This is a genomic window from Marinifilum sp. D737 (assembly GCF_026672275.1).
Taxonomy (GTDB): domain Bacteria; phylum Bacteroidota; class Bacteroidia; order Bacteroidales; family Marinifilaceae; genus Marinifilum.
Map to the genome: position 1 here is coordinate 112,810 of NZ_JANQCD010000012.1, position 14,034 is coordinate 126,843.

Here is a 14,034-nt window from a genome sequence, read left to right on the forward strand (position 1 = left end):
CTAAACATTATGGAACCACAATTACGAGTTGGAATCATGTACGAAAAAGAGATTTCGTTTCAGTTGAACGGAACTTACGTACTGCAACAAAATGGGAAAGAATATACAGGAGAACAGCAAGCAAAATACATGGATGGCAAAATCTCTTTTGATGGAATTATTGATGAGGAGTTGATTTTCGATCCTAAAGAGTATGAAACAGGGAATTTTGACCTGTTTGGAGTTACCATTGGAATTAAATTTCACTGGGAGCGTAAAGAAGACCAGAGATTTAAAGGAAGTCTTCATTTTATTTGTGAAGATGAGAAGTTAACTGCAATCAATGTTTTATCGCTTGAAGACTATTTGGTAAGTGTGATTTCTTCAGAAATGAGTGCGACCAGTAGTTTTGAGTTGTTAAAGGCGCATGCGGTTATTTCTCGTTCATGGCTAATGGCCCAGGTTATAAAGGGTGAAGAGTTGCAGAAATCAAATACCCAATATCAGAGTATTGTAGAAACAGAAGATTCATTCATTCGTTGGTATGACAGAGAAGATCATGTAAATTTTGATGTTTGTGCTGATGATCATTGTCAGCGTTACCAAGGAATGACAAAGCAATCTACTCCATTGGTGGTGGATGCCATTAATGAAACACGCGGTATTGTATTGACCAGTGAAGGGAAAATTTGTGATGCTCGATTCTCAAAATGTTGTGGTGGTGTAGCAGAAACCTTTGAGAATGTTTGGGAGCCTGAAAACCATAAATATTTGCAAGCTGTAATCGATAATCCTCAAGCTCCAAAGGGATATGATATGGATTTGACCAAGGAGGAAGCTGCAGACAAATTTATTCGTACTTCACCAGAAGCATTCTGTAATACTACTGATAAGGAAATTTTATCTCAGGTATTGAACGATTACGATCAGGAAACCATGGATTTTTATCGCTGGAAAGTTGAATATACCCAAGAGGAAATTGCGGAACTGATTGAAAGAAAAACAGGAAAAGAATTTGGTCAGATTTTGGATTTGATTCCAGGCGAACGTGGAGAATCAGGTAGATTAATCAGCCTGAAAATTGTTGGTGGCAAGCGTACATTAACTATCGGGAAAGAATTGGAAATCCGCAAAGTGCTTTCTGAATCGCACCTTTACAGTTCAGAATTTGTGGTAGACAAGCTAGATGTGGTTAATGGAGTACCTTCGAAATTTGTACTGATTGGCGCAGGCTGGGGACATGGAGTAGGACTTTGTCAGATTGGTGCTGCAGTAATGGGTGCAAAAGGATATAAGCACGATGAAATTTTGCTTCACTATTTTAGAGGAGCTGAATTAGAGAAAAGATATTAAGAATATGATATGCCTCAAAAGTCCCTCGCCTTTAAGAGGGATTTAGGATGAGGTAAAAGAAACATATTGGTGCCTTACATCAGGTGAGAGCATCAAAACTTAAATTAATTAAAGATGTCAAAATCAAAAACTCGCTCGCCCTGGGCATGGATTCCATCCTTGTATTTTGCAGAGGGAATTCCATATGTGGTAGTGATGACAGTAGCTGTAATCATGTACAAACGATTGGGAATTTCGAATACCGATATTGCTTTGTACACATCATGGTTGTATTTGCCATGGGTAATTAAACCATTTTGGAGTCCATTGGTTGATATTCTGAAAAGCAAGCGTTGGTGGATTGTGACCATGCAATTGTTTATTGGAGCAGGCCTGGCTGGAGTAGCCTTTACCGTTCCAACATCATTGTTTTTTCAATCTACACTGGCATTTTTCTGGTTGTTGGCATTTAGTTCAGCAACTCACGATATTGCTGCTGATGGTTTTTATATGTATGGAATAGACGATAGTCAACAGGCTTATTTTATTGGAATACGAAGTACTTTTTATCGATTGGCTATGATTGTTGGACAAGGTGCATTGGTATACCTTGCCGGGATTTTTGAAACAACAGATTTGTTTGGAAAGGGAGAAGATATCCCAATGGCCTGGTCGATGATTTTTGTGATTTTGGCAGTCTTGTTTTTCTTATTTACTTTCTATCACAAATTCGCATTACCATATCCAAAGGAAGATGAAGATAAAGACGTGAAAAGTTTTTCTGATGTGATGCAAGAGTTTGGGGAAACGATAGTTGGTTTCTTTGTGAAAAAAGACATTTGGGTGATTTTGGGAGTATTGTTAACCTATAGATTGGGTGAATCACAATTGGTAAAAATGGCTTCACCTTTCTTACTAGATGGAAGAGAAGTAGGAGGTTTAGGTTTATCAACCAGTGATGTGGGGATTGTATATGGAACCATTGGAGTTTTATTCTTAACCATAGGAGGAATTCTTGGGGGATATGCAGCTTCAAGAAAAGGCTTGAAATATTGGTTGTGGCCAATGGTAATTGCTATTAATCTTCCAAATTTAGTATATGTGTACCTGTCTTATGCATTGCCTGAATCATTTGTTTTGGTTTGTGCATCGGTTGCGGTTGAGCAATTTGGTTATGGGTTTGGTTTCACGGCTTACATGTTGTACCAAATTTATGTATCTGAAGGAAAACACAAAACTGCTCACTTTGCATTTTGCACGGCATTTATGGCCTTGGGAATGATGGTGCCAGGTATGATTTCTGGATGGATTCAGGAAATGATAGGATATCAGCATTTCTTTATCTGGGTAATCCTTTGTACCATTCCAAGTTTTATAATGGTTAAACTCATTAAGATTGACCCTAAATATGGGATAAAAAAGAAGTAATTACTTGCAAAAATAGTTTGTGTAAATATGAATTGCCATGGGGTTTAATTCATGGCATACAATAGCAATCATGAAAATAGCATTTCTAGGAGATAGTTTAACATACGCAGGAAGATGGGAAGATTTCTTTTCCAATCATGAAGTCTACAATCATGGTGTTCCGGGAGAAAAATCGAATGAAATATTGATGCGACTGCCCGCAGTGTTGGATCAAAAAAACGATCTGATTTTTTTAATGATGGGCGTTAACGATTTGGGAGATGGTATCGAATCAAGTGCAATTATTGAGAACTTTTCGAAGCTGATCCTAAAAGTAAAGAATGAAACCAGTAGCAAGTTGGTTATACAGTCTTTATTGCCGGTTAATTTTGAAATGTTTCCAAGTAATGTGTTTGATTCTGTAAAAATCAGAGATGTTAACAAGTTGTTGAAAAGTCTGTGCGAAGAAGAAAATATCACTTTTGTGGATTTATATCCTTCTTTTTCTACTTATTCCAATGAGTTGATGAGAGAATACACTTACGACGGACTTCATTTGAATGATGCAGGATATCAGGTTTGGAAAAACTGCTTGCAATCTGAAGATTTGATATAATTTATAAACAAATCGGTATAATTTAATATCATGGGAAAATCGCAAAGATTAATGGCTTTGGATGCCTTTCGGGGATTAACCATTGCTGCAATGATTACGGTAAACACTCCAGGTAGTTGGAGTCATGTGTATGCACCACTCTTGCACTCTAAGTGGCATGGTTGCACACCAACAGATTTGGTATTTCCTTTTTTCCTGTTTGCAGTGGGGGTGGCAATGTTCTTTGCATTCGGAAAATTTAATCATGAACTAAATGCCAATGCAGGGAAAAAAATTCTGAAAAGAACAGTAATCATTTTTGGAATCGGATTGTTACTAAATGCATTCCCTTTTTATCATTTAAAGTTAGAGAATCTTAGAATAATGGGAGTTCTGCAACGTATTGCACTTGCCTATGGCTTGGGTAGTTTGTTGTGTCTTGCTCTAAGTAAAACCAGGTTGTTGATTGTTTCAGGCGCATTGCTTTTTGCCTATTGGGGATTGGTTTATTTCCTTGGTGGTGATCAGCCTTATAGTCTGGAAGGAAATTCAACAATTGCTTTCGATACTGCAATTTTAGGCGAAAGTCATTTGTATAAAGGATTTGGAATGCCTTTCGATCCGGAAGGACTGTTTAGTACACTGCCTGCAATTGTAACCGTTTTGTTAGGATACCTTACCGGTAGTTTAATTTCTTCTTCGGATAGAAAAATGATTGTTCCTGGATTACTAATCTTTGGTGTGTTGGGAGTGATTGCAGGTTTGATTTGGAATATTGGATTTCCTATTAATAAACCGATTTGGTCAAGTTCCTATGTGCTGTATACAGCAGGATTGGCTCAATTGGTAATGGCCGTAATGATTTTCTTTATCGATATGCTGAATTATAAAAAATGGGCTCATCCATTTTTGGTTTTCGGAATGAATCCACTTTTTATTTTTGTATTGTCTGTAGTTTGGGTAAAGGTGATTATCTATTTGGTTCACTTTTCTGATGCCTCGGGAAAATCGATAACGGGATATGCCTGGCTGTATCAAAATGCATTTGCATCCTGGGCAGGACCATTAAATGGATCTTTGTTTTTTGCACTTTCTCATATCATAGTATACTGGTTAATTGTGTTGTATTTGTATCGAAAACGCATTTTTATTAAGATATAAAAAGAAAGCTTCGGAATTCCGAAGCTTTCTTTTTGAGAAGTTTTTGCGGAAGTGTAAAAAAAAAGGTCGCTTTTTAGCGACCATATAAATGCATTAATACAACCAATATTTTTTCGATTTTTCTTTAAAATCTTCAGCAGGAATATTCCAAAGGTCTTCAATGTCTTTAACCAAAAAGTTTTTCGAGAACTCCTCTCTGATTTTCTTGTCCCCGCAAACTTTATCAAACATGTTTAGACGAGCTTCATCGCACATTTGAAATACGTTTTTGTCTGGATTTAATTTGTGTAGTTCTTGCAGAACGTAGAATTGAATTAAAGAAAGTGGTGCTTTTGTCACATCGGTAAAATGTAACTGTACACCATGAATCATTTCTCCTTTGCTAACTGAATAGTATGGTTTGTAATGTACCGGACGGAATATTACTCCGGGTAGAGATAGTTCATTTAAATTAGATGCTAATTTGTCGGCATCAATCCATTCTGCTGCAAATAGTTCAAAAGGTTGAGTGTATCCAACACCTATCGATACTGTATAAAGCTCTCCTAAAATTCCTGAAATTGCATAGTAAATTGCAGTATTCGAATTTGGGATGTGAGGCGATGTTGGCACCCATGGCAAACCTGTTTCAGCAAAAATCATATCTCGTTTCCAGCCATTCATTTTTACAACAGTTAGCTTGCATTTCTTGCCATCCTTCAATAAGCCTTCTTCGTTTAAATAATTGGCAAGCTCTCCACAAGTTAGGCCATAAACATAAGGAACGGGAAACTGACTTACAAAGGAAATATAGTCAGGTTCAACCAATCCGCCCTCAACTTTTAAGCCGCCAATTGGGTTAGGACGATCCAAAACAATTAATTCAATATCGTTTTCACGACAAGCTTCCATTGCCAAACCCATTGTGCTAATATAAGTGTACGATCTTACACCAATGTCTTGGATATCGTAAATCAAGGCGTCCAATCCTTTTAGCATTTCAGCATTTGGTTTTTTGTTTTTGCCATAAAGAGAATAAACGGTAAGACCGGTTTTTTCATCGGTATATGTTCCAACTTTGGCCCCGGCAGCATGATCTCCTCTAATTCCGTGTTCAGGACTGTACAAAGCTTTTACCTCAACATTTGTAGCCTCATGAAGCAAATCGATTGTTGAAACAATATTTTTATTCACTCCTGTGGGATTTGTGATAATACCAACCTTTTTTCCAAGCAGAATTTTAAAATTGGATTTTTGTAGTACATCTATTCCAGTTTCTACTCTTTGGGCATTTAATCTTTCTTGAAATAGTCCGAAAATCAGCATTAATATTACAAGTCCTCGCAAGGGTGTGTTTTGTATTCGCATCTTTTTGTTGTTCAGTTTCATAGTGTGTATAACTGTTTTGGCAATTTAGAATGTTGTTTTTTACATTTTTTCATTGCAAAACTAATAAAATTTTTACTTTTGTAACATGTATGACAACTTAATAATTTGTTTGCAATGATAAGACATTTAACCCACTGTTTATTTAATACCCTATTTCTATATTCCTTTTCAAGCCATACAAAGAAACAGCAAAATGGCAAATTAAGTCTTTTAATTGAAAGAGATAACCATAGTAATGTTTCAAATCGGATGAAAAAAATAATCGCGATATCAATATTGATTTTGATGAGTTTGGTGGTTTTTGCTAAAAAGAAATCTCCTAAACGTGAGATGCGTGCCGTCTGGATAGCTACTGTTGATAATATTGACTGGCCATCGAAACCCGGCTTAAGTGTAGAAGAACAAAGGAAGGAATTGATTGCTCATTTGGATCAACACAAGAAAAATGGAATGAATACGGTGATATTCCAGGTTCGACCAGCTACTGATGCTTTCTACAAATCGGCTTACGAACCATGGTCACAATGGCTAACAGGTGAACAAGGTAAAGCTCCTGAACCATTTTATGATCCATTACAATTTGCTGTCGAGGAGTGTCACAAAAGAGCTATGGAATTGCATGCTTGGATGAATCCATACAGAGCTGTATTTCTATATAAGGATGCCAAAACAGATCCAAATCACATTACCAATACTCGACCGGAATTGTTTTTGACCTATGGAAAGCACAAATATTTTAACCCCGGATTGCCGGAAACCAGAGATTACGTGTCGAAAATTGTAGGTGACGTGGTTCGTAGGTATGATGTGGATGCCATTCATTTCGACGATTATTTTTACCCATACAAAATAAAAGATGAGGCTTTCCCTGATTCAGAAAGTTTCGTAAAGCATGGAGGGGAATTTTATCCAGATCGAATTGATGATTGGAGAAGAGAGAATGTAAATCTTGTAATCAAACAAATAAACGACACCATCAAATCAATAAAGCCATGGATGCCTTTTGGTATTTCTCCATTTGGAGTTTGGCGAAACAAAAATGTTGACAAGTCTGGATCCAGAACTCAAGCTGGTCAAACCAATTACGATGATTTGTATGCTGATGTGTTGTTGTGGTTAAAGAATGATTGGATTGATTATGTGGCACCACAAATCTACTGGCACATTGGTAAAAAAGTGGCCAATTATAAAGTAATCGCAAAGTGGTGGAACAAGAATTCATATGGTAAGCCTTGTTATGTTGGACAAGGAGCTTATAGATTGGACTCAGAATCTAGAGTGAAAGCATGGCATAATTCAGATGAGATTATCAGGCAGTTAGAGTTGAATAGGAAATTGAAACAAATCAGTGGAAGTATGTTTTTTTCATCAAAATCCTTTACGAATAATCTTTTGGGGATCAACGAAAAGTTGCAATCTCAAATTTATCAGAATACAACTTTAATACCAGAGTGTAATACCATTGCTCCGATTGTTTTGCCTGCTCCTGCGAATTTGCTTCTGAGAAATGGAAAGTTAGAATGGGAATCCGTAAAGGATGCAAAATGTTACGTTGTTTATGCATTCGATAAAAATGAAAGGGTAAGGCTTGATAAAGTAGATTCAATTCTTTCAATTACTGCTCGTCCATACTTGAATCTGAAATATGGATTGGAAAACTATAAATATGTTGTGACAGCCATCAGTAGAACCAATGCGGAAAGTGAAGCCAGTCAAGTATTGAATCTATAATAGTATTTTGAATGTATAGCTTAAAAAATATTTAAAGAATAGTATGAACACGTGGATTGTTTTTGGAGTGGTATTTGGCTACTTTGGTTTGTTGATGCTTGTTTCTTGGTTGACATCACGAAATAGCAGTAATGATACTTTTTTTACTGGAAACCGACAGTCGCCATGGTATTTGGTGGCATTTGGAATGATAGGTGCATCCTTATCAGGAGTAACCTTTATATCGGTACCTGGGGAAGTTGGAAATACAGGTTGGAGTTATTTTCAATTTGTTTTAGGAAACTTGGTTGGGTATTGGGTTGTGGCACAGGTATTAATTCCTTTGTATTATCGATTGAAATTGGTTTCAATTTACACCTATTTAAATCAAAGGTTCGGATTTAAAACCTATAAAACAGGATCTTTCTTCTTTTTGGTATCTCAAACTATAGGTGCATCTTTCAGGTTGTTTCTTGTTGCCGGGGTTTTGCAATTGGCCTTTTTTAATGCTTTTAATATCCCGTTTTGGGCAACAGTTCTGATTACCATTATACTGATTTGGTGCTATACCTTTAGAGGTGGAATTAAAACCATAGTTTGGACAGATACTTTACAGACATTGTTCATGTTGGGTTCAGTTGTGATCACTATTTTGGTAATTGCCAATAAACTCGATTTTAGTTCTGCTGATATGATTGGTAATATTAGCCAACATGAGTACTCGAATTTATTTAATTGGAATTGGCAATCGCCACGAAATTTCTTTAAACAGTTTTTTGCAGGTATTGCTGTTGTAATTGTGATGAATGGTTTAGATCAGAATATGATGCAAAAAAACCTGACATGCAAGAATACAAAGGAAGCTCAGAAAAATGTATACTATTTTAGTTTTTCATTTGTACTGGCAAATGTATTGTTCCTTTCACTAGGTGTGTTGTTGTATATTTTCGCTCAGCAACAAGGAATTTCAATGCCTGCAAAAAGTGATGATGTGTATGCTTTTCTGGCTTTAAATCATTTTGGATTGTTGGCTGGTGTCGTTTTCCTTTTGGGAATAACTGCGGCTGCATATTCAAGTGCTGATTCCGCTTTAACTGCTTTGACCACATCTTTTTGTGTTGATTTTTTAGGTGGAGATGTTACGCCTAAAAAGAGGCTTTTAATTCACTTGATGTTTTCTGCTATCATGTTCTTTGTAATTGTACTATTTGATATTGTGAATAATGATAGCGTTGTAACAGCAGTTTTTAAAGTAGCAGGTTATACTTATGGACCGCTTTTGGGTTTGTTCGCTTTCGGAATGGGGAATAAAAGATTGGTTAAAGACAAGTGGGTGCCTCTTATCTGTATCTTATCTCCGGTATTGACCTATTTGCTAAATGTTTATTCTGAAGAATTATTATGGGGGTATCGTTTCGGATTTGAACTTCTCATTGCCAATGGTTTAATTACATTTATTGGACTGTGGATGGTTTCGTACTCTTTTAAAGTGGAAAAAAAATGATACGAGAACTATTTGCAAAAAAAAAACAGGTAGAAACTTTTATAAGTTTCTACCTGTTTTTTATGATTTAGTTGATTGTAATATCGTCGGTTAGAGAATGACGAGGGGAGCTGGATTGTTTTTCCTTAAATACTTCAATTGCATCGTAAATTCCCTGGTGAATCGCTGTTCTGATATTTTTCCTGTAAATTTCACGACTTTCTCGGCTTGGATGAACTCTGTTTGAAAGAAAGATATACACCAACTGTTTTTCAGGATCAGCCCAAACAAATGTACCCGTAAAGCCTGAATGTCCAAAACTGTCACTACTTGCGCCATAGGCAGGGTAGCAATCCTTTATGGATAGAGTGTCATTGCCGAATAAAGGTTTGTCAAAACCTAAGCCTCTGCGATTGTCGTTTTCTGGAAATTGTGTTTTGGTAAACTCTTTCATTGTTTTTTCAGAGATAAATCTATGTCCGCCATATTCTCCCATTTGTACATACATCTGAATCATTTTTGCCAAGTCGTTTGCAGATGAAAACAATCCTGCATTACCTGATATTCCTCCCATCATAGCACAACCTTCATCATCTACATAACCAGTAAGTAATGTGTTTCTGAATACTTTATCATTTTCGGTTGGTATGATCTTTTTTTCTGAGAAGCGTTTGTAGGCATTAAAGTCTAATGTGAAGGCTCCTAGTGGTTTGTAGAATTCATCTTTGATGTAATCATCATAAGCTTTACCTGATAGATCCTCAATCATTTTTGGGAATACATAGAATGATAATCCGGAATATTGGTAATGTTTTTCTGGAAGTAAGTCAGATTCTTTAATAGCCTTATAAATCTTCTTTCTGTAGTTTTTGTGAAGAAACATTTGTGGAGCTACTTCTACTGGATATTTTTTTGATTGACGATAACTATACGTTCTTTTTTTGAATCGATTTGAACTATCTACAGTGTTTTTCCAAAATGCAATCCAAGGTATAAGTTGTGCCTGGTGAGCCAATACATCTCTAAAGATAATATCTTTTTTATTGGTTCTTTTAAAAGCCTTCCAGTAAGTTGAGAATTTTTCATCCATATCGATCTGACCACCGTCAACAAATCGCATAATAGCAGGAAGTGGTCCTGTTATTTTAGTTACTGATGCTAAATCATAAATATCATCTGGTAATACAGGTAAAAATTTGTTGTAAGTATGATATCCAAAACATTCGTGATAAATTACTTTTCTGTCTTTAGCAACAAGTACCTGGCAACCTGGAAATGCTTGCGCTTGTAAACCAATTTTGGCAACAGAATCGATGGTTTTGTATAGAGTCTCAGAATCAATGCCTGCTATTTCAGGATAAGTATATTGGAATCTGATTTCTCCTTTGGTTTTTATCCCTGTGTTTTTAGGATACATTCCCAAATTTTTATTGAGTGTACCAGTAGATGAAATACCACCAAATATGATTTGTGCTGCCGTTTCTTGAACCATTTCTGTGTTTGTATTAGAATACAGTATGCTTTTTACAGAACTGCTTTTCTTATTCAATAAGGCAATGTGCGATGTATTAAAAAGGGTAACAATTAATTTAGCATTTCCTTTGATAGAAGAAATATAGCGATCAATGAATGCAGCATTGTCCTTATTGCTGTTGTGTATACTAACAATTAGGATTTCGTTGTTTGTGTAGTTTTTGTTATTGGTTCCTGTTGACAGGGAATCAATCTTGATTTGCTCACATGTTATCTGGGTATACTTTTTTAACATACTTTGAAAAGCAGATTCTTTACTTGTACTATCAATGGAAATTGAAATAATGCGATTTAAGTTCAAATTAGATACAGGAATAAAATCTGATTTGTTTTCTAAAACGCATACCGCCTTATTGGTTTGCTCAACAAGTGATTTTATCGAATCGATATAATGTGTTGATGCATTTTGATTGTGAATTGAGGTTTGAGGGGTGCTTTGTTGCACATTGGTTACTTGTGCATTTAAATTGCTTGTGATTAAAAGCAATGCTACCGAGAGTAAGTATATACGAACCATAGGATTAAAAATAAAAAAAATATCAAAATATGATATAAAGATATATATTTTATTCATATTTGTAATACATCATAATAGGAGATATTTGAAGTGATATTTTAAAAGTAGGTTTTTTTTATTTAATCTATTTTCCAAAGTAGCGTAATGTGTTGTAAAGAAGGGGTTCGGTATTGTTTGCTACTGGAGCGTTAACTTGTTTTTTGATAGGTGTATTTTATTTTTATTAAGAGAATGATTCGATTTAAATGACAAAAAACACATGAGTTTTTGAAAGATGTATGATATGTTGTTTCTATTGCCTAGTCTTAAATTATTAGAGTGTTAAAAGGGAATCTTATGGATATGTATATTGGAGTAATGTCGGGAACGAGTGTTGATGGGATTGATGCTGTTTTGGTAACAATTAATGATGGTAAAATCAAAGTACTTAATAGTGTTTCGCAAGATTTTCCTGATGACCTGTCAGATGATGTTAAAAACTTGCTGAAAACAGGAGAGACATCTTTAAAAAAGCTAGGAGAGATTGATCACCGTTTAGCGCTGTCTTATGCTGATTGTGTTAATAAACTGATACTAGATTCAGGTGTAGAAAGAGCTAAAATTGTTGCAATTGGGTGTCATGGGCAAACTGTTTATCATGCTCCTGGGGGAAAATACCCTTTTACAATGCAGATTGGTGATGGAAACCTATTGGCAGCTAAAACAGGAATAACCAGTATAGTGGATTTTAGAAGGATGGATATGGCCTTTGGTGGTGAAGGAGCGCCTTTGACCCCGGCCTTTCATCATGAGCACTTTAGATCGGAGAATGAAAGTCGTGTGATTTTAAATTTGGGAGGAATCGCGAATATAACTGTACTTGGTAAAAATGAAGTTATAGGATTGGATACTGGTCCGGCAAATTGTTTAATAGATTTATGGATACAGAATAAAAGAGGAGAGAGGTATGATAGCAATGGGGATTGGGCTCGATCGGGACAGGTTAACGAAGAGTTGTTGAGCTTGCTTTTGGAAGAGAGTTATTTCAGTCTTTATGCACCTAAGAGTACAGGTAAAGAGTTGTTCAATATGGATTGGTTGAGTCATAAACTTAGCAATTATATTGATATCACTGATGAAGATGTGCAGGCTACTCTTACAGAATTAACTGTAAAAACAATAGCTAACGAAGTTAATATTTACGCCAAAGATGTAGAAGCCATATATGTTTGTGGAGGTGGAGCTTATAATGTTTATCTATTGGAAAGGCTCAGGAATTACTTGCCTAAAGTTAAGGTTTTGCCAACTACTGAATTGGGTATTCCTGTTCAATTGGTAGAAGCTGTTGCTTTTTCTTGGTTGGCTTATCGTAGAATTAACGAGAAAGCAGGTAATCTTCATAGCGTAACAGGCGCTGAAAAGGATGTTCTTTTGGGAGTCGTTTGTAAAAGTAAGAATTAGATTTTAAGCATGGAATCGTTTTGGAGTTACAGATGATTAAGTATTTTGTATTACAAATCGCAAGATGTGTGTTTTTTTTTAAGAATGATTATAGATAGTGCTTATTTTGAGTGTCTTTAGTTTTCTTCCGTAATATCGATGAACAGCCAGAGAACGAATGATTCAATAAGGAGTTTTAGTATAAAAAAGTGTTGTGCAACACCTTGAAAATGTGTGGTATTTAAAAGGAAACATTATATTTGTGGACATATGTAACATGTAATACCAATTAATTAAGCTTCTAAGATGAGATATACTTATTACATATTGATGATTTTTATTGTATTTGCTTGCAATGATAGCAAACAGGTTTTGCTAAAAGCAAATCAAATGTCTCAGAAAATTGGTAATCATTTTGCGCCTGATCGCAGAGAAGCAATTTATACTACAAGTTTTTCTATGAGTAGCAATGGTAATTTAATTGTCAGTGGAGAAACATCTTTGCCGGAAGCTAAATTAGCCTTGTTTTCAAGTTTGGAAGGATTAGAAATTCATTTAGTAGATAGCTTGGTTTTACTTCCAGAGCAACAAATGGGTGATAAGATTTGGGGATTGGTTAATTTAAGTGTTGTAAATCTTAGGTCTCATCCAAAGCATTCGGCAGAGCTTGTTTCACAAGCTATAATGGGAACTCCGGTTAAAATTTTAAATCAAAAGAATTCGTGGTGTCAGATTCAGACTCCTGATAAATATATTGCATGGGTAGATAAAGCTGCATTGAATCTACGAACCAAGGAACAAATGATGAATTGGAGAAATGCCAGAAGAGTAGTTTGTCTTCCGCATTTTCAGATAGCTAAAGATATTAAAGGACAGGAGACCATTACTGATATTGTAGCAGGATCAATTCTGGAGGTTAAGGAGGAAAGGGCGAATTACTTGTTATTAAACCTGCCAGACGAGAGATCCATAAGATTAAACAAGGCTGATTGTATTGATTTTGACCTATGGAAATCTAAAGAAGTAAAAGAACCTTCAATACTAACTCAAGTAGCAAAAGAATTTATGGGACGCCCTTATTTGTGGGGAGGAACATCATCGAAAGGAGTTGACTGCAGTGGGTTTGTTAAGTCGGTTTATTTTATGAATGGAATTATTATAGCGCGTGATGCTTCATTGCAGTTTCTTCATGGAGAAACCATATCTCCTGAACAAGGGTTTGAAAAATTAGTAGAAGGAGATTTGGTGTTTTTTGGTAGAAAAGCAGGAGATGGTAAATCACAAAAAGTAACTCATGTTGGGATGTATATCAAAGATGGTGAGTTTATTCATTCTTCAGGACGTGTGAAAATTAACAGCTTCGATCCTGAAGCAGAAAATTTTAGCAACTACAGAACAGTTTCATGGTTGGGAGGTCGCAAGATCTTAAATAGATTAGGGGAAGAAGGAATTGTAAAAGTTTCAGAACATCCCTGGTATTAAGATTTAAATAGAAATGAAGTTAGATAGAAGGAAATTTATAGGTAGTGG

10 protein-coding genes are annotated in these 14,034 nt (G+C 35.7%); 8 read left to right on the plus strand and 2 right to left on the minus strand.

The window, feature by feature from the left end; genetic code table 11:
• Nucleotides 1–9: 9 nt before the first annotated feature.
• The 4 genes from NQ163_RS09385 to NQ163_RS09400 all read left to right on the plus strand — a co-directional run bounded on the left by NQ163_RS09385 (nucleotide 10) and on the right by NQ163_RS09400 (nucleotide 4,474).
• Nucleotides 10–1,332, plus strand: coding sequence for a SpoIID/LytB domain-containing protein (locus NQ163_RS09385; protein WP_268190086.1), 1,323 nt, complete (start codon nucleotides 10–12; stop codon nucleotides 1,330–1,332).
• 114 nt (nucleotides 1,333–1,446) lie between these two features.
• Nucleotides 1,447–2,739: an AmpG family muropeptide MFS transporter gene (locus NQ163_RS09390; protein WP_268190087.1), complete on the plus strand. Its 1,293-nt coding sequence runs from the start codon at nucleotides 1,447–1,449 to the stop codon at nucleotides 2,737–2,739.
• Between the two features lie 70 nt (nucleotides 2,740–2,809).
• Nucleotides 2,810–3,334, plus strand: a complete 525-nt coding sequence (locus NQ163_RS09395; RefSeq protein ID WP_268190088.1) for a GDSL-type esterase/lipase family protein — start codon at nucleotides 2,810–2,812, stop codon at nucleotides 3,332–3,334.
• A gap of 30 nt (nucleotides 3,335–3,364) precedes the next feature.
• On the plus strand, nucleotides 3,365–4,474 hold the full coding sequence (locus NQ163_RS09400; RefSeq protein ID WP_268190089.1) for an acyltransferase family protein: 1,110 nt from the start codon (nucleotides 3,365–3,367) through the stop codon (nucleotides 4,472–4,474).
• A gap of 93 nt (nucleotides 4,475–4,567) precedes the next feature.
• Here the strand turns inward: NQ163_RS09400 and NQ163_RS09405 are convergent, their stop codons facing one another.
• Nucleotides 4,568–5,842 (minus strand): exo-beta-N-acetylmuramidase NamZ family protein, encoded by a 1,275-nt coding sequence (locus NQ163_RS09405; protein WP_268190090.1) that lies wholly within the window; start codon nucleotides 5,840–5,842, stop codon nucleotides 4,568–4,570.
• 249 nt (nucleotides 5,843–6,091) lie between these two features.
• On the opposite strand from NQ163_RS09405, the gene NQ163_RS09410 reads away from it, so the two are divergent.
• Together NQ163_RS09410 and NQ163_RS09415 are read left to right on the plus strand one after the other, a co-directional pair.
• Entirely contained in the window at nucleotides 6,092–7,573 is a 1,482-nt protein-coding gene (locus tag NQ163_RS09410) for a glycoside hydrolase family 10 protein (protein WP_268190091.1), read from the plus strand.
• A gap of 43 nt (nucleotides 7,574–7,616) precedes the next feature.
• Entirely contained in the window at nucleotides 7,617–9,056 is a 1,440-nt protein-coding gene (locus NQ163_RS09415) for a sodium:solute symporter (protein ID WP_268190092.1), read from the plus strand.
• Between the two features lie 67 nt (nucleotides 9,057–9,123).
• On the opposite strand, the gene NQ163_RS09420 is transcribed toward NQ163_RS09415, so the two are convergent.
• Nucleotides 9,124–11,085: a serine hydrolase domain-containing protein gene (locus NQ163_RS09420; RefSeq protein ID WP_268190093.1), complete on the minus strand. Its 1,962-nt coding sequence runs from the start codon at nucleotides 11,083–11,085 to the stop codon at nucleotides 9,124–9,126.
• A gap of 336 nt (nucleotides 11,086–11,421) precedes the next feature.
• Here NQ163_RS09420 and NQ163_RS09425 point away from each other — a divergent pair, with 336 nt between their 5' ends.
• Nucleotides 11,422–12,525, plus strand: coding sequence for an anhydro-N-acetylmuramic acid kinase (locus tag NQ163_RS09425; RefSeq protein WP_268190094.1), 1,104 nt, complete (start codon nucleotides 11,422–11,424; stop codon nucleotides 12,523–12,525).
• A gap of 369 nt (nucleotides 12,526–12,894) precedes the next feature.
• Nucleotides 12,895–13,986: a C40 family peptidase gene (locus NQ163_RS09430; protein WP_268190095.1), complete on the plus strand. Its 1,092-nt coding sequence runs from the start codon at nucleotides 12,895–12,897 to the stop codon at nucleotides 13,984–13,986.
• The last annotated feature ends 48 nt before the right edge of the window (nucleotides 13,987–14,034 follow it).

What these genes read in the sequence shown, in the direction of transcription:
- NQ163_RS09385 (WP_268190086.1), top strand. Translation starts at nt 10, where the DNA reads ATGGAACCACAATTACGAGTTGGAATCATGTACGAAAAAGAGATTTCG.
- NQ163_RS09390 (WP_268190087.1), top strand. Translation starts at nt 1,447, where the DNA reads ATGTCAAAATCAAAAACTCGCTCGCCCTGGGCATGGATTCCATCCTTG.
- NQ163_RS09395 (WP_268190088.1), top strand. Translation starts at nt 2,810, where the DNA reads ATGAAAATAGCATTTCTAGGAGATAGTTTAACATACGCAGGAAGATGG.
- NQ163_RS09400 (WP_268190089.1), top strand. Translation starts at nt 3,365, where the DNA reads ATGGGAAAATCGCAAAGATTAATGGCTTTGGATGCCTTTCGGGGATTA.
- NQ163_RS09405 (WP_268190090.1), bottom strand. Translation starts at nt 5,842, where the DNA reads ATGAAACTGAACAACAAAAAGATGCGAATACAAAACACACCCTTGCGA.
- NQ163_RS09410 (WP_268190091.1), top strand. Translation starts at nt 6,092, where the DNA reads ATGAAAAAAATAATCGCGATATCAATATTGATTTTGATGAGTTTGGTG.
- NQ163_RS09415 (WP_268190092.1), top strand. Translation starts at nt 7,617, where the DNA reads ATGAACACGTGGATTGTTTTTGGAGTGGTATTTGGCTACTTTGGTTTG.
- NQ163_RS09420 (WP_268190093.1), bottom strand. Translation starts at nt 11,085, where the DNA reads ATGGTTCGTATATACTTACTCTCGGTAGCATTGCTTTTAATCACAAGC.
- NQ163_RS09425 (WP_268190094.1), top strand. Translation starts at nt 11,422, where the DNA reads ATGGATATGTATATTGGAGTAATGTCGGGAACGAGTGTTGATGGGATT.
- NQ163_RS09430 (WP_268190095.1), top strand. Translation starts at nt 12,895, where the DNA reads ATGTCTCAGAAAATTGGTAATCATTTTGCGCCTGATCGCAGAGAAGCA.